This window comes from Cohnella hongkongensis (genome assembly GCF_042654645.1).
Classification (GTDB): Bacteria; Bacillota; Bacilli; order Paenibacillales; family Paenibacillaceae; genus Cohnella; species Cohnella hongkongensis.
Window position 1 is genome coordinate 1 of record NZ_JBHSEP010000001.1, and the last position, 23,831, is coordinate 23,831.

At 54.1% G+C, this 23,831-nt stretch carries 17 protein-coding genes and 1 pseudogene; all 18 read right to left on the reverse strand.

The genetic code is table 11. The features are described 5' to 3' along the window. On the reverse strand, positions 1-119 hold a 119-nt coding region (locus tag ACFO3S_RS00005; RefSeq protein WP_378092203.1), incomplete at its 3' end, for a transposase. A 228-nt stretch (positions 120-347) separates the two neighbouring features. Further along, positions 348-1,016, reverse strand: coding sequence for a DUF4956 domain-containing protein (locus tag ACFO3S_RS00010; protein ID WP_378090922.1), 669 nt, complete (start codon positions 1,014-1,016; stop codon positions 348-350). A gap of 30 nt (positions 1,017-1,046) precedes the next feature. Next, a complete protein-coding gene (locus ACFO3S_RS00015; protein WP_378090924.1) occupies positions 1,047-1,757 on the reverse strand; it encodes a polyphosphate polymerase domain-containing protein in 711 nt (236 codons plus the stop codon). Further along, positions 1,758-4,847 (reverse strand): exopolysaccharide Pel transporter PelG, encoded by a 3,090-nt coding sequence (gene pelG / locus ACFO3S_RS00020; protein WP_378090926.1) that lies wholly within the window; start codon positions 4,845-4,847, stop codon positions 1,758-1,760. Further along, positions 4,807-6,261, reverse strand: a complete 1,455-nt coding sequence (pelF, locus tag ACFO3S_RS00025) for a GT4 family glycosyltransferase PelF (RefSeq protein WP_378090928.1) — start codon at positions 6,259-6,261, stop codon at positions 4,807-4,809. Before pelF ends, pelG begins: the two co-directional genes overlap by 41 nt. Before the next feature lie 8 nt (positions 6,262-6,269). Then, positions 6,270-8,111, reverse strand: coding sequence for a DUF2194 domain-containing protein (locus tag ACFO3S_RS00030; RefSeq protein WP_378090930.1), 1,842 nt, complete (start codon positions 8,109-8,111; stop codon positions 6,270-6,272). Further along, complete coding sequence (locus ACFO3S_RS00035) at positions 8,089-9,006, reverse strand: hypothetical protein (RefSeq protein ID WP_378090932.1); 918 nt, start codon at positions 9,004-9,006, stop codon at positions 8,089-8,091. The genes ACFO3S_RS00030 and ACFO3S_RS00035 overlap by 23 nt, the downstream gene beginning before the upstream one ends. Before the next feature lie 4 nt (positions 9,007-9,010). Continuing rightward, entirely contained in the window at positions 9,011-11,191 is a 2,181-nt protein-coding gene (locus ACFO3S_RS00040; protein ID WP_378090934.1) for an NAD-dependent epimerase/dehydratase family protein, read from the reverse strand. A gap of 44 nt (positions 11,192-11,235) precedes the next feature. Further along, positions 11,236-13,854, reverse strand: a complete 2,619-nt coding sequence (locus ACFO3S_RS00045) for a right-handed parallel beta-helix repeat-containing protein (RefSeq protein WP_378090936.1) — start codon at positions 13,852-13,854, stop codon at positions 11,236-11,238. 389 nt (positions 13,855-14,243) lie between these two features. Continuing rightward, the gene (locus tag ACFO3S_RS00050) at positions 14,244-14,447 is read right to left on the reverse strand and encodes a hypothetical protein (RefSeq protein ID WP_378090938.1); all 204 of its coding nucleotides are present in this window, start codon (positions 14,445-14,447) and stop codon (positions 14,244-14,246) included. Positions 14,448-14,732: 285 nt separating this feature from the next. Then, on the reverse strand, positions 14,733-15,107 hold the full coding sequence (locus tag ACFO3S_RS00055) for a response regulator transcription factor (RefSeq protein WP_378090940.1): 375 nt from the start codon (positions 15,105-15,107) through the stop codon (positions 14,733-14,735). Between the two features lie 46 nt (positions 15,108-15,153). Continuing rightward, positions 15,154-15,600 (reverse strand): annotated as a pseudogene (locus ACFO3S_RS00060) (VanZ family protein); the annotation flags it as partial. Beyond that, entirely contained in the window at positions 15,597-16,505 is a 909-nt protein-coding gene (locus ACFO3S_RS00065) for a M15 family metallopeptidase (RefSeq protein WP_378090942.1), read from the reverse strand. The pseudogene ACFO3S_RS00060 and the gene ACFO3S_RS00065, both read right to left, overlap by 4 nt. A gap of 391 nt (positions 16,506-16,896) precedes the next feature. Further along, the gene (locus tag ACFO3S_RS00070; RefSeq protein WP_378090943.1) at positions 16,897-17,472 is read right to left on the reverse strand and encodes a nitroreductase family protein; all 576 of its coding nucleotides are present in this window, start codon (positions 17,470-17,472) and stop codon (positions 16,897-16,899) included. 1,052 nt (positions 17,473-18,524) lie between these two features. Then, positions 18,525-20,408 carry an ABC transporter ATP-binding protein gene (locus tag ACFO3S_RS00075; protein WP_378090945.1) on the reverse strand — a complete coding sequence of 628 codons (1,884 nt, stop codon included), beginning with the start codon at positions 20,406-20,408 and terminating at the stop codon, positions 18,525-18,527. Then, complete coding sequence (locus ACFO3S_RS00080; RefSeq protein ID WP_378090947.1) at positions 20,405-22,159, reverse strand: ABC transporter ATP-binding protein; 1,755 nt, start codon at positions 22,157-22,159, stop codon at positions 20,405-20,407. The genes ACFO3S_RS00075 and ACFO3S_RS00080 overlap by 4 nt, the downstream gene beginning before the upstream one ends. Before the next feature lie 158 nt (positions 22,160-22,317). Continuing rightward, a complete protein-coding gene (locus ACFO3S_RS00085; protein ID WP_378090949.1) occupies positions 22,318-22,599 on the reverse strand; it encodes a DUF3817 domain-containing protein in 282 nt (93 codons plus the stop codon). Between the two features lie 130 nt (positions 22,600-22,729). Next, positions 22,730-23,662 (reverse strand): RluA family pseudouridine synthase, encoded by a 933-nt coding sequence (locus ACFO3S_RS00090; protein ID WP_378090951.1) that lies wholly within the window; start codon positions 23,660-23,662, stop codon positions 22,730-22,732. Positions 23,663-23,831 lie beyond the last annotated feature (169 nt).

The following is a 23,831-nucleotide window of genomic DNA, read 5'->3' on the forward strand; positions in this document are numbered from 1 at the left end:
TCCGACACGCTCAACTTTGGTGGAATACTCACCAACATATGAATATGATCTGGACACGCTTCTGCTTCGTGGATCTCTACACCTTTGCGCTCACATAATTCTCGAATGATTTTCCCAATTTCTCGCTAGTTCCAGCGCGTATGTGCTAGACTGCTCTTATCCATTCCCTTGTCCTCCTTGATTCGATGGTGCGGTTGGCAGACCGGCTACCATCTTATCATAAAGGTCAAGGGATTTTTACTCATAGCTATAAGCTTTCCTGAACCCCCAGTCGAACTGGGGGTTTTCTTAGACAAATAAACAGCCAGCAGGTTCGCTGGCTGTTTCGGAGCTTGGATGCTTCGCGATTACTGCGCGTAGTCTCCCGTGTAGTTGACCAAGGACGCATCGCTTACGCCCGGCAGCTCGATAATGGTTTGCAGAAAAGAAGTATTGTCGTCGACAAGCTTGATTTCGTAGGTGACTTCCGTATAATTTTTGCGCACATTTTTCGATTTGAGCTTCCCGCTCAGCTTTTTCATTTCCGTTCGCAAAGCGGCAGTGGCTTCGTCGGTGTGGCGAATAATCAGGAGGAACGCCTCCTCCCGGATTTTTCGCTTGCTGAGCCAGACGATGACAAGGCCGATTAACAAGGAGCCGCCAAGCGCGAGCGGATAGACTTTGGCGCCAGTGGCAATGCCGGCGGATAACGCCCAAAACATGTAGACGACGTCCAGCGGATCCTTTACCGCAGTACGGAAACGAACGATGCTGAGCGCGCCGACCATTCCCAGCGACAAGACGATGTTCGTGCTGATCGTCATAATGACCAGCGTCGTAATCATGGTGATCAAGACGAACGACACATTGTAGTTGTAGCTGTACACGACGCCGCGGAACGTTTTACGATAGATGGCGTAAATAAACATCCCGATTGCGAAGGAAATCGCCAAGCTGATGCTGGCCTCGTAATAGGAAACCGTCTGGAAGCTTTCCAGTGTCAATACGCTCTTCTTAATAATGTCCTCAAAATTCATAACGGTCCTCCAACCTGTTCTCTAACAGCATCATTGTGTATGCAGCAGCATGAGTTTCTCTCTGCACAGGACATACTTGGAAATCGTAGATCGCAGATGATAGGCCGGCGTAATCAGTTCCCTGACGACGTTAGGCAGCACCTCGTCGAATTTTACCTCCATGATGGTGACGCCAGGCATGCTAATCTCGGAAAATAACAGCTCGGAATGAAAAAGATCCAGCTGGTTAGCGGCTACCGCAAGACGCTTGTCAAAGGTGATTCGAACATTCCCATGCGGATAGATAAACGCTTCCCGCCAATAATCGACGATAACGGTCGGCCGATATCCGCCAGCCGTCATGGAGGCGTAGAAATCTCGCGCTAACGGATCCTCGCCTTCATACAAGCTGTCGTAATTTCCATGCAGAATTTGGTCGTACTGCTCTCTGGGGATGCGAATCGATTCCTTCGCGACGTATTCCCCCAACTTGCTTTTCCGTTCCAGCGCGATGTGCTTGTCCGAGCCGTTGTAGATGCGGATTCGGAACTTTTGCCGTCTGAAGACGCCGTCGTTTTTCGTTTCCAGCGCGGTTTTGCGCGGGTCGTCGAAGTACAGGCTGCGGATATTGTAGCCGTCGACATCGACCGAATTCGGATCAAGCGTCATCAGCTGAGAAAGCCTCATGCGCAATCCCAAATAATCGTGCATATGGATGTAGTATTTCTGCTCCGTACGTAGCCGCTTCCCTCTCAGCCGCATTCAGTTCACCTCAAAATCCTTTATGCCGTAGTACATATCGCCTTCCTCGTCCGTGTAGATTTCAAAGTTGAACTGCCGATTGCCTTTGTCGTCCACGACATCCACCCGCCAGAAATACCGGCCGGGAGCCAGCTCCGGAATCGAATGCGAGATTTCCCGCAGTTGTTTATTTTCGTAGACGATATCCGTAAATTCTTTGTTTTTGGCAATGACCATTTCATAGGTCAGCTCGTCGGCCTGCAGGTCGAACGATACTCCCCAGTCGAAATAGATCCGGCCGTCGCGCTGCGTCGCTTCGTTCAAATAGAACGGTTTGGGCTTTTCCAAGTCGTCGTAGTAGCGCTCCAGCGCCCGTTTGGGCGTGTCGATAATCCGTTGGATGTCTTCATCGTAAGCGGACAGACGATCGGGCAAATATTGAATGTCCGGCATCCGGCCGACGAATGGCTCGACGATTGCGCGGTATTTGTCGATTTGCGCCTTTACGGTTTCCTCATTAATGTATTGGCTGAGCTCTTCCATTTTTTCGGTTAGCTTGTTGACATTCTCCTGATTGCGGAAGTAACGGTTATGCAATTCAACTCCCCAGTAATTGCTTAGACCGGCTTGATACGGACGAATAAACTTCATATTTCTTTGAAGCTCCCATCCGCCGTCGTAATCCCAAGGAAGAAAATACCACTTGTCGATATTAAGCGGAGAGTACAGGAAAAAGTTATTGGCGTCCGTATCCATGTTGTCCATTAAAATATTCATGGCTGTCCATGTCAGGAAGTTGTCAAGGTCGAAATACTTTTCCACGGTCTCTTCGATCGGAATGCTGTAATCGTTGACGGCCTCCAGCATGGCGATCAGCTTGTCGTGCTCTTCGCGCCCCTTGATTTCCAAAATCTCCTCGAATTTGGCGACATCGTAGGTTTCGTCCGTCGTCGATTTAATCTGGTCGGGATAGCGGTGAAATTCGAAAAATTTGACTTTATACAAATAGGCGTTCGGATCCAGCATATGAGCTTTCAAAAACCGTTTGTTCGGCTGTTCTACATTCGTGTATAAACCATAGTCGACATAGGGGGCTTCCTTCTCCCCCTGGCTAAGATCTTTCACGTAGAGCCGGACAAACTGCGTCCTCAGGCTGGTCATATCCGGAAGAGTTTCCATCAAATCGAAGCTAAGCTTGTTGCGAAGCCGCGACAGATCGTCAATATGCTTGTTCAGATTCAGCGTTCGCTGATCCATGTACAGCCCGGTCTCCTCGTACAGCTTCAGCCTATAGGACTTTTGAACGCGCGACCAGGCCGAGTTGCCGCGCACCGCAATCGACGCATTGGCCGCTGTCGCATCATGCTCGAACATGCCGGACTTGGGTCCGGATCCGTCCGGCAGCCCCTCCTGCACGATAACTTCAAGCGATTTCCCCAATTCCTTGTCCACCTGGCGGTTTAATGCGTACCAGTCGAACGAAGAATTTTCCCCTTTTGCCGGCAGCACGGTAACGTACAGCGCTTTAAGCGAATCGTCCTGATCGCGATTATACAGCCTCTTGTCGTCTTTTAATCTATAGTCGTGATCGACCGTGATCATCTTGGCAGGGCTATCGTTCGCTTCAATCTGGGAAGGGGGCCCTGAGCTGCACGCCGTCGCCAGCAGACACGCGACAAGCATCGTTGCGACGATGCCTGCTTTGCCTTTGCCGCGTTTATGGCGTGCCTTGTTGCTGATCGGCTGCGCGCAGAACGTATAGTAGTCGATATTGCGCACCACGTAGAGCAGCCGCGCACTCACGGCCAGCAGCGAGACGAACGAAGCGATGAACATGCCCAGGCCGTCATAATTCAGCTGCATCGTCGCAATCGTGCAGCCGATATTGAGCGCCACGAACAGCAAGCTTGTCCAAAGCACGCCTTTGCGGTCGTCGAAATACATCAGAATATGGACGAAGGAGAACAACATAATAAACAAGTAATAAGCGAGCGCCAGAATAATGAAAAGATCGAGCTGCTGCATCGTAAAGCCGATTTTCGGCAACAGCAGCATTCCCGCGCCAAGCGACAGAACCGTCACGACAAGCTGAATTTCCATCAGAAAGCTGATTTCCCGCATCAGCGTTTTTTGCATTTGTTTTTTGGCGTTTTGAATATCTTGTATGGTGCCGTCGGCGCTGATGTACAAATAATAGTGGCGAAATTTCTCGAAGAACGACGTTTCGACGGACACGACAAAAGTGACGAGCGTAGGCAGCACGGTCAGGAAGGCATAAAAAACAGGAACGTCGTAAAACATGAAGACCCGATAGGCGCCCCCGATCAATTGACCGTTCTCGCTGAACCAGTAAACAAAGTTATGCAAATAGATGCCGGAATAAACCAGCATGCCGCTGAAGAACAAGGCGGGATACTTTTTCATGTGCAGCAAAAATTCGTAATATTTGCCGGAATCGGCTTTGGGGAACTTATGGTGCATGTGAAGCCCTGTCAAAAGGCATATGGTCAAAAAACCTGCATCCAGTCCAATAAAGGCGCCCAACAGGGTAGAGATCGAGAAGTATTTCATCAGAACCCAGGCGACCAGCACGGCGATCCCGGCGCCGCTCAGAAAGCTGCGCGCAATTCGCATATAATCCTTTAACGCGGACAGGTAGACGCCCTGTATCCAAATCATCACGAGAAAAACAAAAAAGAAAAAGGCGCTGAATTTGTAAGCCAGACTTCCGTCTACCCGGCTTAAAAAGATCGCAGCCGTAATAGAGGCGATCGGCACGATAATGCTCAGCACGCCGTAATAGGAGGACATGAGCCTTCTGAATTGCTTGGTGTACAAGCAGTCCGAAACATATCGCGTAACGACGAGGGAGATCCCCGAAGTCATCACGATGGAAAAAATAAAGCAGTAGGACACCGTCGCAATGTACAGTTCCCAATCCAGATAGGTTCCGTCATGAATCGACATCAAGCGTTGTAAAATAATGATCAATGACATGCAGAGGATCATAGGACCGACTGTTGTCATGGAGGAATATGCGTAGGCACGCAGATTGTTGAGCAGCCCTTCTTTACGAAAGAGCTTTCGCAGCTCGAATCCGATCCCCGCCATTTGTCCCGCCTCCCAATTCAGTATATAATTTCCGGTAATTCGCAATGACGTCCTCTTGCCGATAATAGCGGCTAACGCGAGCATAAGCGTTCCGTCCGTACTCTTCTCTCATTTTTTTGCTGCTTGCCAGCTGCAGAACCGCCTGGGCGATTTGCTCGACATGCATGACCGGCACCACTAAGCCCGCGGGCCCGATCCCGTCGTCCAGCCCGTCCAGCAACTCCTTGCAGCTGCCGACATTGGTGGCGACGTACGGCTTGGCGGCAGCCATCCCTTCCAGCATCGCGAGCGGCTGTCCTTCGCTAATGCTCGTCAGCAGCAGAATATCCATTTTTCCAATATACTCCATAATGTTGACCGCTCCGGTAAAGATAACATCCTTCAGCTGCAGGCTGTCTACCAGCTTGAGGCATTCCTCGTAATATTCCTCGTCCTCATCGTAAGAGCCCATAATATAGAATACGGCGTCCGGTCTTTCTTCTTTCACAAGCATGAAGCTTAGCAGCATCGTTTTAATATCTTTAATCGGCACGACGCGAATAATGGCGCCGAGATAAAGCTGGTCGCCGGGTTTTTGCCGATCCAGCCGATCGTATCTTTCGACTTGAACCCCGTTGGGGATGACCTGGATTTTATTCGCGTCGCAGCCCAGTTCGATTTCGATTTCGCGGTTGCGGTTAAACAAAGTCGTGACTTGATCCGCATGCTCATAGGCGCTGCCCGACAGGCGATAGAAGTATTGAATCCACAAATCCTTGAAATACCCTTTCACCCAATCGGCCTTAATAATTTCCTCTTCCCTTTCCCGCGAGTAAATGCCGTGCTCGGTCAGGAGAAACGGCATCCCGTACAGCTGCTTGGCAAGAGCGCCGACTACGCCGGCATAACCGGTGGATACGCTGTGATACAGATCGGCTTGCGGAATGTTCTCCCGAATCGTCAGAAACAACGGAAGAATCATCGAACGAACCGTCCAGAACATTTCCGTGAAGGGGACAAGCGGATAGCGCTTCAGGCATAACGCCTGAAGCACATCGTAGAAATCTTTGCTTTGCAAAAAGTCCGATACGCGAGCATACTGCTCCTTGCGCAGCAGCGCGAACAGCTCCCGCCATTCCACCGTTCCCGCGTCTCCCAGAAGCCGCATCAGGTTGTCGCGGTCCCCGTCCGAGAGATGAAACCGCGTTCCCCATTTCCCTTCCTCTGTCAGATAGGCGTCGAGAAAGGTCTCCTTGACCTCGATCACATTGTCCGGCAGGTTGTATTTGAATTTTCCTTTCTGCGTTCGCTGGGCGGCGATCGTATAAATGATAAATTCATGCTCCTGCATTTGCGTGGCAATCTGATGAATCCAACTGGAGACGCCCCCCGTGACATAAGGGTAGGAGCCTTCGGCAATGATGCATATTCTCAAGTTCTCACCTACTTCAGTTCGATATTGAATTGCGCGTTTGTCGCTTCAACCAAATACGTATTTTCGTCGATCCGTTGGACGTGACAGTTGGTCAGCTTGCCGATTTTCTTGTCGGAGCGAAGAATAAAGTACTGCCGGGTATGGTAATTCTCAATGTCGACCCCTAATTCCGAATCCGTTTGCTTGCGTGCGATTCGGCTGTTCAGCACCGCTGCCACATGCATGGCGGCGTCCCCGGAGGTTTGCGCCTTTAGCCAGGGATAGGTATCGCTGACCCGGTCAAGCAGATGCTCGAAGTCCTGGTACAGGTTTTTCCAGCTTTTCTTCTTGCCCCTCCGCACATCCAGCAGATCGTCGGGATGGATAAAGTGCGAGAAAAACCCGTGCGCGGTCATCACGCTCGCCTCCAACCAGAGCATATCGGGCGATTCGGCATAACCGGACGTAATGCGCGGCATTTCTACAATCCCGTCCTCGGCAATTTCAAACTCCTGCACATAGGAGAAATCCCGCGGATCCTCCTCGTACAGACTCGAAATGACGCGCAAGCTGTCCCAGTTGTCGACCAGAGCCTTCCTGCCCTCTCTGCTCAATACGTTGGAAGGAGGCACATAGCTGACCGTGTCGTAGTTCGGAAACGCCTTTTCCAAAAAGGCAACGACCGTCTGTACGGAGGTCTCGATATCCTCATAGGATTTCCACGTATGATAGTGATACGCTTTGGCGATATCCTCCCGAAACTGCAAGGGCTGATGATTGTAGCCGTGTATGCCGATTTCGCCGCCGCTCTTCAGCACCTCGCGGCCGTATACGATCAGGTTGGTCAGATCCTCTTGCCGGTAGGGAGGAAGAGGCGCGGCCACCGTGTCGTTATAGTCTTGAATCGCAACGGCCGTATATTTCAAATCGTATTTTTTCGCCGCCCGAATCATATCCGGCCACCAAATATCCTTGAAGAACGAAGCGATATTGCGTTTATAGTCCGCGTAAATGTCAAGGTTAATGTCTTTACTCATCGGCGCGGGATAGTCGTCGATATAGAACAGCTTGGCGTTAAAAATCGGATAAATGTAGTCTGGAATCAGCATGCTGAGCGCGCCGACGACCAAGCCGCGATTCGATTTCGTAAACAAGTTGTTTCCGTTGTAAACCATTACGGCGCCATCGCCGTATTCGTAGCGCCAAATGACCGGTGACAGCTCTCCTTTGGCCAGCAGCTCGCTGTCATGATCCAGTTCGACAGAAAGCGAGTCGTTATAGAAATAATCGTCGGCGAATTTCTGGTTCTTTTGTCCGATCAGCACGTTCGAAGTCATTTCGATATCGTGATTTCCAATGACATACCGGTAATTAACGATTCCGATTTTGCGATAGATGCGGGTGAGAACAGGACCCGGGTGATCCATTCTGGTCAGGAAGAGATAGCCGCCTTGGGCAATATACCGCTCGAGTTCGTCAATGGCGTCCGGCATCGTTTCCATGCTGTTAAGCAGGATGACGGCCTGGCACGATTCGAAGCCGATATCGTCCGCGGCGACATCCTGAATCGTATAAGGCTGCTTGATATAACGGTAAACTTCCTTAAAATTGCCGTAATACTTGGCGCTCAATTCGTCCTGACTGTCATAGACCATACAGTGCGCGCCGGATGCTTGACTATTCGCCACAAGCATATCCGCGGGCTCGATCGACTGTTGAAACTCCCGCCACTCCGTCAATGACATTTTATTGTTGTTAGACACATACTTCAGAACGAGATCCGACCGAGCAAGCTGTGAAACAATGCCAAAAACAAGTATGCCAACCAGAATAATATAGACGTTTCTTCTAAATCTGACGTTGTTGTTCATTGGCTTCCCCTTCAGACCAAAACCGCACTGCAGTCAGCCCGGCATTCGACAAGCGAATCGGCGAATTTTTCAAGCGTATGAGCGTCTCCTCCAGCTTGCGGCTGGAGCGGACGGTAAAATAATATTTCATTAAGGACAAATAGGCTTGCTCGCTTAACGGAAAACATTCGACGTATTGAAGAGCGGTCTGCTCGGCTTCGGCAAAGATGCCCAGTTCGATTTCCGTTTCCAGCTTGGCCGCAAACAGCAGCTCTTCCTTCTCGTGCTGCTTCAAATAATTCGTTAAAACGGACAAATACGTATATTGGTATTTTCTCTTCGTCCGCTCGTCGAGAAAACCGCTTCTCACGTAAACCGCCAATACGTCGATGTAAGCTTTGGCGGTTTCCGCATGACGCTGATCCTGCTCGTAACGCACTTCCAGTTCCTGCAGGGCAATCAACAGCTTCCGCTTCATTTCCATAATCGCGCTTACTGCGTAATGCGAGGTTTCCGTATCCTCATTGTTTACCGCAAGCTGCAAAACCTCGATATATTTGATCGTGTCCTGTTTCAGCACTTCAATCAGCGCTTGCCGCCGATCTTGATGGCGGCTGGCCACCAACGCATCCTCAATCGGCACCACATCCAGCTCCCGCTGCTTTTCAACGCCGTGAAACACCCCGATTCGGCGAATGGAATGCTCTCGTTCCTGTTGTTCTACATATTCCGCGAATTGTTGCTCGGAGCGGGGGCGCGGTTTTTGACTCCATATCGTCGGCAAGAGCCAGCCCAGGCCCGGAATGCTGGCTACGATTAACAGCTTGATCAGCAGCAGCTGTTTATCTTGCCGGTTTAACAGGGCAAGCGCCGCAGCAGATAGGATGAGATAGAGTCCGTAATAAAGCCAAAGCATTCGCTCACTCCTCGTTTACGACGGTAAATGAAAATTCCGGATGAGACAGCCGCGGCATAATAAGGTCCAGATCCTGCTTGCTCGTATTCGACAGCAGCAGCTGAAGCTGCCGCTCTTCCGTAAGACCGACATAATCCGTTTCGCGGAGCAGCGGCTCGATAAATTGCGCCGCCTGCTGCTGAGAATACTGGTTCAGGTTGCACTGCAGCAGCAGGTACGGGATTTGATGCTGCAGCTTCGCCTCCTGCTTGGCCTGCACAATTTCCTTAAAGACAGCCGGCTGCATAATTTTCGTTCCTTCAACGTACCGATTGTTTTCCGTTGCTTCAATAAAGGTGAAGGCCTTGCTTAACGATGAAGCGATCAAATCGGTCGTAATCCGAAACAGATTTTGCTGGTACAAGGAGAAGCTTTCGAATTTCATGCCATCAATGGCAATAACTGCGGCAACCCGGTTTTGATATAAGAGCGGCGCCGCCATTAACGGTTTGTCCTGCTCGAGGTGCTTGTTCATGTAGATTTGCCCGTCTTGCAGGATGAGCTGCAGGTAGCTAAAATCCGATACGCGCAAGGACTTGTCCAGCAAATTTGCGTCGTAGCCCGAGCTGGCGAGCAGCCTTAGAAAATTTTGATGCTTGTTCAGACGATAGATGGCAACCTTCTCGACGCGCATAATCGATTTGACAACGTTAACGGCGGAGTTGAAGACCGTTTCCGGCTCCAAGCTCTCGAGCTCTTTCGTAGCATAATAGATTTTGCCGTAGCTGTCGCCCGCGTTCATGATACGGAGCTGAAGCTCGTCCTTAACTTCGCGCACCTCTTTATAGATATCTTCCAGAAACTCATAGCGTTCGGTAGCTTCGGCTGCTTTTCGCTCTTGCTGCGCAATGCGCACGTTTTTTCGCTGTATCGCATAGCCGACAACAAGTCCGATAAACAGATAGATCGCAATGCTGAAAAAGAAATCGGTGTCGTAGGTAAGCGATACGGGGTCTCTGCCTGCCTGCAGCTCTTGATAGGTGAGCAAGCCGATCGACAACGCCACGGCCAGCAGCGCCTGGCGATTGCCGTATAAAATGCCTATGATCGTAATGTAAAACAGCTTGACATCGATTACGCCGTACATGTTGCTCACGATGCTCAGGCTCAGCCAGGCGGTCAGCGCGAAGGCCAGCGCATTTTCAAGCGTCGGCATTAGCCACTTCGGCATTTTAGGACGGGCTTTTTTCGGCGCCAGCTCTGCCGCGGCTGATGCCGCGGCCTCATTTTGCCCGATCTGGCTGACGAAATAAGCGTACGTGCGCTCCAAGCCTTCTTTAAGATTGTAGAGCGGCGACCAGTCCAAATCCCGCATGATGGACGTATTGTCCAACTGCGAATGCCGAATATCCTGCTGTCGGGGCGGCTGGTGTTGAACCTGCACATCCGGTCGGATTTCAGAGAGATATCGGATAATGTCATTAACCGAGTCCGGACGGTTCACGGAAAGATTGTAAACGCCCGTGTGCGATGCATTTACGCTGCGATACAGCGCGTCGGCCACGTCCTCGACATAGATGAAATCCCTTGTTTGCTCGCCGTCGCCAAACACCTGCAAGGGCTTGCCCTTCAGCATGTTGTTCATAAAGATCGAGATGACCCCGCCCTCGCCGCCGGAATTTTGCCGGGGGCCGTACACATTGGAGAAACGAAAGCCGATTGTCGACAAGCCGTACAGGTCCTGCCATTTTTCCGCGTAAAACTCGTTGACATATTTGCTCATCCCGTAAGGCGCAATCGGGTCCGCGCTCTTCGTTTCCTGATGCGGCAGCGCCTCGCTGAGGCCGTATACGGCAGCCGATGAGGCGTAAATAAATCGTTTGACCCCGTACTTGACCGACAGGTCCAGCATGTTGACCGTCCCCAACACATTGGATTCCGTATCGAGCTGGGGGTTGACAACGGATTTGCTGACGCTGATCTGGGCCGCGAGGTGCACAACGGTATCAAAACGATACGCCCGGAAGATCTCTTCGCATTTGGGATCCGTCACATCCAGCGTATAGCCGCGATGCTTGATTTGCACATTCGCTTTATTCCCGGTCGACAGGTTGTCGATAATAAATACTTCGTACCCTTCCTTGAAAAACCGGTCCGCGACATGGGAACCGATAAAACCGTATCCGCCGGTAATCAATACTTTCATTTCTCGCATACCTCGCTTCTAATAACTATCGTGTGCAGAGCGCACTACTTCGTGATTTTATATTCGAACAGCGCCTCCTCCTCAGGAAGCTTTAAAGACTTCTGATCGTCAAGCATGACTCCGATCGCAATCGTGCCGCCAGGCCCGACTCCAAGCTCCTTCAACCCGACTTTCCATTCTATGAAGCCTTGGGCATTGACGTATGAAGCGTTGTCGAGCGTCGAAAGCTTGCGGAAATCCCAATTTTTGTTATCTCCCTCGTAACGGTACAGCGCTCCGTTTTCAACCAAATTGTCTATCCCGGACTCCTTCCACCTGGAGGACCGATAGCCGGAATCGCGGTCGTTATCCGAATCGATGTAGACCTGATTTTTCTTCGGCGAGCCGTTCGTTTGAATGGCAATATACAGGTACTCCGAATCGTTCGTCACATAGGCGGCCAGCGATCGATCCGCTTTGGCGGCAAGAGCCGGGAAATCGCTCCAGTCCTCCGACCGTCCGTCGACTTGAATGACAGAGACGGGAGCCGGCGTCGGTTCGGGCGTCGGCTGAGGAAGATCCGAATCGCCTGTTACCATGGCCATAGCTCCTCCGGCCGGCAATTGATCGTTTCTGGAATCCTTCCATATATACCCGATCATCACTTGCTTCTTATCCCGAACGCTCAAATCCGTTAACGGAATCGCCATTTCGATTGTGGAATGGTTAATCACCGATTCGCGATCGCGGTAATCTTTCACCCTTTCCCAGCTCCAGTCCTTGCCGCTTCCCGCGTACCGGTACAGGATTCCGTTCTCAATCAAATAATTCGCTTGTTGATTCGACCAGAACGGCACGGCAAAGGAATCCAAGCTGTCGGTGCGAATATAGAATTGCCCTTTCTCCTTCAGCAGTTGCCCCGTAAGGAGTACGTATAGCGTCCCGTCCACTATCGCGCTCTTCAGCGTCCTTGCATTCGAATCGCTCGTGGCCAGCGGAGAATAGGGGTCCCAGTCCTCAGATAAGCCGTCGATGACAAACGGTGACTGGTTTGCCGGCGGTTCCGGATTTTGCGGAGGCGCTGTCGGCGGCTCCGGGACATGCGGAGGCGCGATCGGCGGCTCCGGATTCTGCGGAGGCGCGGTCGGCGGCTCAGACGTCGACGTCTTGTACTCGATTGCGCCGATGTCGATCGAATTTCCGATAATCCGCGGCGAGGCTGTCAAATCAAAATCCCCGAATTGCGGATATTGCCGCGTTCCGGCATCGATCGCCGGTGAACCGGCGGTCAATTCCGGCATCCCGTCGTTTCGAGGCCGCAGCATCGGATCGGCATATATGGCGTTCGGATCCTGGTTGGCCGACTGCCTGTAGCTGTCGAGACTGCCGTAAAGAACATTTTGGAAAAGCCAGGAGGGACTTGTCCCCTCGACGGCAAAATACTGATTATAATCAAAAACGTTGTTCATGCTGGTCGAGCGGTTATCGAATATAAACGGCGTATCCGCGCCCGCAATCAGCAGATTGTTGGCAAAGACGTTGTTCTGCACATGATGCTGGAACGTTATTTCGCCGTCTCCGGTGCGCAGCTGATTGTTGAGATAGAACGTATTGTTCAAGACAACGTTATCCCTGGCGCCGCCGTTGTCCGGCGAGGAGCCTCCCATAATCAGACCGGACATCTGGTTGTGATGAATGTAGTTGTTCCGCAATGTGATGAAGCTTGCGGCGGCATCCTTGCGCTCGCTAGCTATTTCAATGCCATAATTGCTGTAAAATACTTCATTGCCCTCAATAACAGTAGAGGCGCCGCCATCCACATAGATTGCCGCCGCAGCCCGGTAGCCGCGATAGGCCGGATTGTCGATGGTGTCGACATAGGAAACCCGATTGCCGGCCACAACGCCATTGCGGGCTTGATCGACGCATGACCCGGAACAGGTTTGATAGAAGCCCGCCACATCGATGCCGATGTTGTTGACTCTTTCAATCACATTATTTTGCACAAGAAAACCGTCGACATTTCCTACGATCGTGAGCGCTTCGCTGGAGCCCAAAGTCAGGTCGTGCAAGTAATTGCCTATAATGGCAACGTTCTGGATTGCCGTGCTGCGGTTTCCGTATACGACAATTCCGTTGGCATTTCCATTCGGGTCGGTATGGGCTATGCGATGAATGTGATTGTTTTGAATGATCAGATTGGAGGAGCCTTCGACGACTTTAATGGCCGAAATATACTTCTTGGGGTCGCCAACCTGAAAATCGGTCAGCTCAAAGCCGTCAAAAATAACGTTGCGCGCGCCGTAAAACTGGACAAGGCTTGAGCTGCTGCTCTCCGCCCCGCTAATAACGGGGGTTTCTCCCGGATAGGCCTGAAAGGTTATATAGTCTCCCGAATCGGAGAAACTCTTTATCGTAATATTCTCTTGATAAATCCCTCCTCGGACGAACACCGCCTCCCCAGGCCGAAGCCGATCTGCTGCATGTTGAATCGTCTTCCATGGCGCGGCCTCCGTACCCTCATGGGCATCCGAGCCCCATGGCGCAACATAATAAATGGCCCCTGGCGACGAACCCGCTTTGACGAACGCAGGCAGATTCGAAATGAGAATCATCACGCCCATCAGAAATATAAAGCTGATTTTGATATCTCTCGTCTTTACGGGGTATTTTATACGTTCCATCACATTGATGTATCCCTCCACGCTGCTGCTGATCTGGGTTTGTCGCACCAACGCACCTTTCAAACCCGCGCCATCCGAAAGTATGTACAGGAGAAAGATACGAAATCTCCTTAATTGCCTTTTCATTCGTCTTCCCGCATCGGGCGAGTCGTCGAATCGTTTTAAGAGAACGACCTCTGTAAATCCAAACCTAAAAAACCAGTTAATGTTCTTTTGTCTTTTTTTGAAACTATATAATCATACAATTTTCGACTAAACAAAAACTGAACGTGGACCGGAAAGGAGTAAAAATTGCGGAAAAGGATAAAAATTGCACGTCCGTAAGGGGAGGAAATACGACTGAAGGTCATAATAGTCGTAGGAGAAGTCTATCACACCTATCAGCAAAATCAAGTCTTCCGAGAAAGGAGAATCTCGAAAACGGCGCGAACGGCGTCGCTCTCGGCGGAGATGCAAAGATCGCGCGCCAGATTCGGCATTAGCCGCTCCTTCCAGTTTTCGGCGGAGATGCGAAGATCGCGCGCCAGATTCGGCATTAGCCGCTCCTTGCAGTTCTCGGCGGAGATGCGAAGATCGCGCGCCAGATTCGGCATTAGCCGCTCCTTGCAGTTCTCGGCGAAATCCCTTCTCCAGCGCTTGGCTCAGCTTCTCGCCGGTCGGAAGGATGTCTTGGGCAACAACTGCCGAATTCGGCGCGGGACGACATCTTCTTCGGATAAGCGGCGAGGAGTTACGGAATATCGAATTCCTTGAGGGTCACGCTCACGCGCGCCGGCCGCCGACGAGCGCCGTCCGCTCCCCGGGATGGATGACGAGGCCTCCGGCCTCGATCGTCTGCTTGTCTTTCCCGACAGGGCGGTTGAACTGCAAGGAACGCCTCAGCTGGGCGTCACTCGCGCGACCAATTCCATCGGATTAAGGGGCTTGGTCATGAAGTCGTCGGCTCCCTGAATGAGACCAGTGATTTTATCGAGGTCGGAGCTTTTCGCGCTGGTGATTTTATCGAGTTCGGAGCTCTTCACGCTCAAGTGGAGGATCGGCATACGGTGCTTGTCGCGAATTTGCCGGGTCGCTTCGTCCCCGTCCAGCCTCGGCGTCATAATATCGAGAAGGGCCAAGTCGGTCGGATGCTTCGGTAACGCGTCCACCGCCTGCCCGTTCTTTGCCTTGAGGGATAGACAGCCCCGCCGGGCCAAATGCAGCTCGACCAGGTGGGCGATTTCCGTATCGTCGTCCGCGATCAGAATCGTCAACCGTTTCGCGCGCTTTTTTCCTCCCGGCAGCGGCGAACAGGGCGTACAACCCCCATCCGGTCATTCCTCCCGCCGTATTCAAAATCAGATCGTCCACGTCAAAGCTGCCTATGTAGAAGACCGCCTGGGACGTTTCCAGCGTTAAGCTGAGGAAAAACGAGCATGCGAGGACCTTCCCCGCGGCTCTTGCGGCCTTGCCGGCTCCGAGCGCTGCCAGCAGCAGCCCGAACGGCACAAAAATCGCAAGATTGCCATATAAGTTCACCGAGCCGTGTCTCGTACCCGCGTACAACGCGCTCGTTATTTCATGCAGCGGAACCAGGTTTCCTTGTTGGATCCTCGTCAGAATGCGCGCTGGTTCCTGGAAGCTGAGCTTCCACTGCTCTGTCAAGAATGCGACATCTGCGGGATGGCCTTTGAACAGAATCACTCGGACGAGAACATATAAATAGACGACGAGAGCCGCTCGCAGTACGGCATTTCGCAGCTTCACGAAGGACCGGCCTCCTTCGCGCCAGGCGATCCGGCTCCCCAAGTCGTGACGATGACGCCGTCCTTGTTGTCCCCCGAGATCGTATAGCTGCCCGATACCGGAATCGATAGCGACGGGCTGTCCTTCAAGGAATAATAGGATACGACGTACGCCGTTCCGTTCACTTCGGCCTGAATCCGTCCTTGCTCTTTCAGGTAGTCCAGATATTCTTCCAGCACCCTATTTTGTTCCCGCATTATCGCGCTATGCGGGAGTCCGACGTAGCGAAAATGCCAGGGCTCGTGACGGATGCCCGTAATGTCCGTCTTGTCCTCCGGATAACGCAGCACGAATCCGTGCTTCCAGGCGTTCTCCTCCAGCCACTTGCCCTCCGGCGCATCCTTCATCAGTCCGAGCGAGGAGCCGACGTCGAGAGACAGCCCCAGGTTATGCTCGCTATGGCCCGGCGGATTGGCGTAATCCGCTCCCAGCCTCTCGTACAGCTCGGCCTGTTTTTCCTCGTTTCTGTAGCCGCTCGTAATCAGAAATTGATCCACGCCGTCCGCTCTGGCGGCTTCGACCATCTCGACGAATTTGCGCAGCAGATCCGGAGGCAGCTCGATCCCGTCGCCTGCAATGCCGATGCCTTCCGCCAGCTCCGGCCGCTCGGACAAGTTGACGACTTCAGGCAGCTTCGCCCCCTTAGACACAGGGTAACGGGAATTGACGAGCAGCAAATCGCCTCGACTGATCTCCTCGCGGCCTATCGTCAGCATCTTTCGGGCCGATTGCGGCTCCTGCCACTCCGGCGCGTCTCCTTCCAGCACTACGATGACCGCCTCGTCGTCCGCCCACGGCTGCCGGAGCGCATTCCAGCCGAATCCGAGCAGCAATAGTAGAATAACGCCGCACAACGCTTTCTTCATCCCTAGATTCCCCCTCTGCCTTCTTAAGGATAAAGGGGAATTTTTAATAAATAAGCCGGAAAAACCTAAAGAATTTATTAAACCGGAAATCGGGAGCAGGCAAGCAAAAGCGCGTTCGGCGTCCTCTAGACGCAGAATCGCGTTTTTGTCGGAGGGGATTCAAAAAAGGGGAGCCTATTTTAGGCTATCTGAATCGCCAAGCTAAACGGTTTACGCCGTCCATGGGATTGGCGGGCTCCCGTTGATGCCGGAAGGGATTCAGATCAGGACAGCGTATTCTAAACTTGCCGAATCGTCAAAAAATCCCCTTCGAGCACAGGGCGCTTAATGGCCCGTCTGCTCGAAGGGGATCTTTCCTTGTCGATGAAGCCTGACTCTCTTTCGCCTCCGCTTACCCTTCCAGCCAGATCGTTTTCTCGGCTGCGGGAGTTCGAGCGGCTGCCGGCTGAGGCATGTCGGGGTACCCGACGTAGACGAAGCCGACGACAGTCTCCCGGTCCTCCAGCTTAAACGCCTGCTTCATGACCGGATGGTATGCCGGAGCGCCGGTGCGCCATACGGCGCCGAGTCCGTTATCGTGAGCGGCCAGCAGCAGGTTTTGCACCGCCGCATGCGCGGCCGCCAGCTCCTCCTGCGGGAGCGCCCGCGCATCGTCGGAAGGCGAGCAGACGGCCGCGATGACGACCGGAGCGCGAAGCGCCTTCGCCACCTCCGCTTGACGCCGCGCGGCGCGCTCCTCCTCCGCCAGCTCTCCCCAACCTGCCGATGCGATAGCGGCATAGGCCTCGCCGAGAACCTTCCGGCCCTCCCCGGTCATGACGATAAACCGCCAAGGCTCCGTCCGAAAATGGTTAGGCGCCCATACGGCCGCCTCGATCAGCTTCTCCACCAGCTTCCTTGGAACGGGATCCTCCTTCACCTTGCCGATGCTGCGTCGGCCGCGCACAACTTCTTCAAAACTGGCCATACTCGTCTCTCCTTCTCCCCTCAAATAGCAAATCCCCGACAATCTTCCAAAATCATAACATACTTGCCGGCTGGCGAGAAATACGGAAGACTAATCGAGGTCCCGCCCTGTATTCCTGACTCGAAGGGATATCGGGAAAAGGAGCACTCATGCCCCAATGTTGTCGGGTTAAGCCGTTGTCGTATGCGATCGTGGCGCCATCCTGCCTTCAACGTCTAACGGTTGCAGTGGCGCTTAATCGATCGTTTTCTCTAAAAAGGAGAAGCTAACGGTTGCCACCGCGCTTATTTTGGGGTTGACGAGCGAAACGGCGCATTTTCAGCTGAAATAGCCGCTGCTGCAACCGTTACAATCTCCATATTGCGAAAACAGCACGATTAGCCGCGCTGGCAACCGTTACGTTAGCGGGCTGGCATGTGTTGGCGCGAGTTGGAGTGGGCGGTCGGCTGGCGCAAGTGGTGGGCTGGCGCAGGTTGGTGGGCTAGCGTGTGTTGGTGGGCTGGCATGTGTTGGCACGAGTTGGAGTGGGCGATGGGCTGGTGCAAGTTGGTGGGCTGGCATGTGTTGGTGGGCTGGCGCGAGTTGGTGGGCTGGCATGTGTTGGCGCGAGTTGGAGTGGGCTGGCGTAGGTTGGTGGGTTGGCGCGGGTTGGCGGACTGGCGCAGGTTGGTGGGGTAGCGCGGGTTGGCCTTTGATCGCGATGACCGTCAGGACTCCGCCGCGCACGAACATCTCCCGAATTCAACCAACTCAAGTTGCTTTGATTTTCTGAATCATGCGAAGGAGGAGCAGCAGCAACGGTAAGAACCCGACTTGCGATTCGGTTTAAGATTAACTCTCAATTGAGACGATTCTGCTAGGCTGCTTTTTGACCGTTTGCTTAACCTGACAGCATTGCTCCTGCCCCTCCCACATAATCCTGATTAGAAGGGATTACGAGGAAAGAGCCGCGCTTCGGCGGCTCCTTCCTCGTTCCTGACTGAAGGGGATATCGGCAAAAGCCCACGAAAAGCGAAGGCTGTTCGCAATGCTCCCGGCTCCCGGCATCCGAGTCATCCCACGCCGGCCTTAACGCCGCCGGCGAACTGGCTGTTGTACAGATCCGCATAGAAGCCGCCCCGGGACAGCAGCTCGGCATGCGTGCCCTTCTCGATAATGCTGCCGTGGTTCATGACGAGAATAAGATCGGCGTCCCGGATCGTGGACAGCCGGTGCGCGATGACGAAGCTCGTTCTGCCCTTCATCAGCTCGTGCATCGCCTTCTGAATATGGGCCTCTGTCCGCGTATCGACGCTGCTCGTCGCTTCGTCGAGAATGAGGATGGCCGGATCGGCGAGGATGGCGCGGGCGATCGTCAACAACTGCTTCTGCCCTTGGGACAGATTGGACGCCTCTTCGTTAAGCACCGTGTCGTAGCCGTCCGGCAGCGTGCGGATGAAATGATCCGCATGCGCGGCCCGCGCCGCCTCGACGATCTCCTCTTCGGTCGCTCCGATGCGCCCGTACGCGATATTGTCGCGGATCGTCCCGTTGAACAGCCACGTATCCTGAAGCACCATCCCGAACAGGCTTCTCAGATGACCCCGCTTCATCCGCGTAATGTCCTCGCCGTCGATCGTAATTGCGCCCCCGCTCACCTCGTAGAATCGCATAAGCAGGTTCACGAGCGTCGTCTTTCCGGCGCCCGTCGGTCCGACGATCGCCACCGTCTGACCGCTGCGCACGTCGAGATCCATCTCCTCGATCAGCGGCGCGTCCTCCTTGTATCCGAAACGAACGCCGCGCATGGCCACATCCCCGCGCGGAGATGCCAATGCGACAGCCCGGCCCTCTTCCGCTTCCGGGACTTCCTCCTCTTCGTCCAGCAGCTCGAACACCCGCTCGGCGGACGCGATCGTCGATTGGATGATGTTCGCGATGTTCGCCGTCTGCATGAGCGGCATCGAGAACTGCCGGGCGTACTGGATGAACGCCTGAATGTTCCCGATCGTGATCGTGCCGTTCGCCACCATAATTCCGCCGATGACGCTGATGAACACGTAGCCGATGTTGCTCACCATGCTCATAAGAGGCATGATGTTCCCGGATACGAATTGGGCCTTCCAGCCCGACTCGTACAGTCTCTCGTTAATCCGGTCGAATTGGGCGACCGAGTTCTCCTCCTGGCCGTACGCCTTGACGATCTTATGCCCCGAATACATCTCTTCCACGTGGCCATTCAGTTGGCCCAGCTCCATCTGCTGCTCCTTAAAGTACTTCTGCGATCTGCTGGCCGCTCCGCGAATGACGATCATGGAAAGAGGCAGCGTCAGCAGCAGAATCAGCGTAAGCCACGGGCTGATCGTCAGCATCATGACGATGACTCCGATAATCGTAATCAGCGACGTAATCAGCTGCGTCAGGCTCTGCTGCAGCGTATTGCTGATATTGTCGACGTCGTTGACCGCCCGGCTCAGTATCTCCCCGTGCGTTCGCGTATCGAAATATTTCAGCGGCAGCTTGCCCAGCTTGGCGTTCACTTCGTTGCGCAGCCCGTATACCGTTTTCTGCGCGACGCCGGCCATCAGAAACTGCTGAATGTAGCTGAACAAGGAGCTGACCAGGTACAGCGCCGCCAGAAACAGGACGATCTGCCAGATCCCCGGCAAGTCGAAGGTCGCGTCCGGGTCGCCCTGGATTTTCCCCATCATCCCTTCGAACAGCTTCGTCGTCGCCTCTCCGAGAACCTTCGGACTGTAGATCGCGAACGCCGTGCTCAGAATCGCCGTGATCATCACCGCGATCAGCTTCGCGCGCTGAGGGCGCAAATAGCCCATCAGCCTGCGCAACGTCCCTTTGAAATCCTTCGCCTTCTGCACGGGCATTCCCATTCCGCCCATGCCCGGTCCCGGTCCCATGCCCGGCCCTTTCGGCATTTTGCCGCGCGGCTCGCTCATGCGATCTCCTCCTCCGAAAGCTGCGAAGTGACGATTTCCCGATACACTTCGCAGCTCGCCATAAGCTCCTTATGGTTGCCGATGCCCGCTACCCGGCCCTCGTCGAGCACGACGATCCGGTCCGCATCCATAACCGTGCTTACGCGCTGGGCGACAAGGATGACCGTCGAATCGGTCGTCTCGCTCCTTAGAGCGGCTCTGAGCTTGGCGTCGGTCTTGAAGTCGAGCGCGGAGAAGCTGTCGTCAAACACATAGATCGCCGGTTTGCGGACCAGCGCCCGGGCAATGGACAAGCGCTGCTTCTGACCGCCCGACAAGTTCGCCCCGCCCTGCGACACCGGCGAAGCATAGCCCTCCGGCAGCTCTTCGATGAAGTCCGCCGCTTGCGCGATGGCGGCCGCATGACGGATCTCGTCATCCGTCGCGTCGTCCTTCCCGTATCGGATATTGTCGGCGACCGTTCCGGTGAACAGCTGCGCCTTCTGCGGCACGAGTCCGATCAAGGAGCGCAGCTCCTCGACGGGCATCTGCCGCACATCGACGCCGTCGATGCGCACGCCCCCCTCCTCCGCGTCGTAAAATCTCGGAATCATGCTGATCAGCGTCGACTTGCCCGAGCCGGTGCCGCCGATAATCGCCGTCACTTCGCCCGGAGAGCTGCGGAAGCTGATTCCGGAGATCGCCGGATTTTCCGCCCCCGGATAGCGGAACGACACCCGCTCGAACTCCACTTCGCCGCGCCTGCCGCCCGACGAGCTTCCCCGGACCGATTGCTCCTCCGGCCTCCTGCCGCCCTGCTCCATGGCGGAAGGCTGCAGCTCCAGCACCTCGTTAATCCGCACCGCCGAAGCCGAAGCCCGCGGGACCATGACGAACATCATCGAAACCATCAGCAGCGAGAACATAATCTGCATCGCATACTGCAGGAACGCCATCAGGTCTCCAACCTGCATATGTCCGCCGCTGACTCTCAGCCCGCCGAACCAGATGATCGCCAGCGAGGAGAAGTTCAGAATCAGCATCATCATCGGCATCATGAAGGCCATAATCTGGTTCACCTTGATCGCGGTTTGCGTCAAGTCGCGGTTCGCCTCGTCGAACCGCCGGCTTTCGTGGTCGAGGCGGTTGAACGAACGGACGACGCGAATGCCCGTCAGTCCTTCGCGCAGCACCAGATTCAGCTTGTCGATCTTCTTCTGCATCGCCTTGAAGTACGGAATGCCCTTGCTCGCGATCAGATAGATCGTCAACGCCAGCACCGGAATAGCTCCCACGAAGACGAGAGACAGCTGCGCGTCTTTGGAGATCGCCATGACGAGCCCGCCGACGCACATCATCGGCGCCGCGACCATCATCCGCATCATCATGATCAGCACGGTCTGAACCTGCGTAATGTCGTTCGTCGTCCGGGTGATCAGAGAGGCCGTGCCGATCTTGTCGAATTCCAGCAGCGAGAAATTCTCCACCTGCCGGAACGTTCGGCTCCGAACGTCCCGGCCGAATCCGGACGCGATCCGCGCCGACAAATAGCTGGCTCCGATCGACACGAGCGTTCCCGCAGCGGTAACCGCCAGCATATATCCCCCGATTTTCCAAATATAAGGCGTATCTCCCTTGACTACGCCCTCGTTCACGATGTCCGCCATCAACGTCGGCAAATACAGCTCGCTTAACGACTGCAGCAGAACAAGCGTCATCACCGCCGCGACCGCCCATCGGTAAGGCTTCAGATAACGAAACAGCTTTAACACTTGCCATCAGCTCCGGTGTCTAAAATAAAAAGATATGCCCTATGTAAAAACAATCATATGACGTTATTATGAACCCAGTGTGAACGAAACACAAACTCGGCCCCGTCTCGTCCCAATAAAAAAAACCCGTCGGCAGACGGGGGATCGCGCGATGGCGACTATCGAATTTTGCGGTCAACGAGGAACGGCCCGAAAGGGATAAACGCCGCGATTACGGATAAGGCCGACAGGAGCCAGCTCAGCTTGCGGGCCGCCAGGGCGTTCGCGATGGCGAGCAGATACAGCACGAACAGCACGCCGTGCGCCATTCCGACGACCGACACCGCATCCGGATAATCGGCGAAATATTTAAGCGGCATGGCGACGAGCAGCAGGACGAGAAACGAGATGGCTTCAAGAGTGCCGACGACGCGAAGCCGTCCGATCGGCGTGTTGAGCATGGCAGATGACCTCCAGAGCTTAGCGGTAATATCCCCATCTTACCAGCGCTTGCCCGGGAAAGCCATGTCCATCCTGTGACCGTTCGCCGACGGGCCGACGCCAAGCGCGTTAGGCTCCGACCTGCGAATTTCACAGACTCGGGTTAAAGCCGAGGCGCGCCGCGACCTCGCGCATGCGGGCAGGCAGCGGCGCCTTGAATTCCCGACCGTCCGGCAGGACGACCCTCCAGGCGTGCAGAAGCTGATGGTTGACGTCGCCGAACCTCTTGCCCCCGTATTTGACGTCGCCGAGCAGGGAGTGCCCGATATGCTGGAAGTGGCTGCGGATTTGATGCGTGCGCCCGCTGATCAGCTCGATCTCGACGAGCGAATAGGAGCTGCCGGTCTGCAGCGTCCGATACCGGGTTTCGGCCGACTTGGCCTGCTCGGCTCCTTCCCGGGCCACCTTCGTCCGGTTGCTTTTTTCGTCCCGTACCAGACCTCCCGTCACTTCCCCGTCTCCGGTCAAATTTCCCTCGACGATCGTAACGTAATATTTTTGCAGCTCGTGGCTCTGGATCCACTGATTCAGCCGATGGAGCATGCCCGCCGTTTTGCCGACGAGGACGATGCCGCTCGTGTTGCGGTCCAGTCTGTTGGCGGTAGCCGGCATGAACAGCGGACTGTCCAGCTTCCCTTGGCGGTACAAATAGGCGTGCACGCGGTTGACGAGCGTATCCTTCTGATCCGTCCGATCGGGATGGGTCAGCATGCCGGCCGGCTTGTTGACGACCATCAGCTCGTCGTCCTCGTACAGCACGTCCACGTTGGCGTTCACTCCGACGTACTTCGCTTTTTTCTGACCGATGCTCGCTTCCTGATAGGCGGCTTCGTCCACGTAGAGAACGAGCTCGTCGCCCGCCGCAAGCTCGTAGTTCTGATTTTTGCGCTTGCCGTTCACTCTTACCTTGCCGTTATCGATCATCTTGTAGATCTGGCCCAACGGAAGGTTCGGCATCAGAGTCCGAAGAAACCGATGAAGTCTTTTGCCGCTTTCGGAGGGCGCGATGGTACGATTAATCATCCTTGACTTGTCTCCTCATCTTAACGAATACGCTCGCCTTTCCTTCTCGATTATAGAGCCGGAGGGCTCCGCGTACAAATCGTTGTGATTTTTTATAATTTTTTTAGGAAGGTCTCCCAAAAGGCAGAAAAATATGTTATACTGTAAGCGCTACCAAAGCAATGTCATT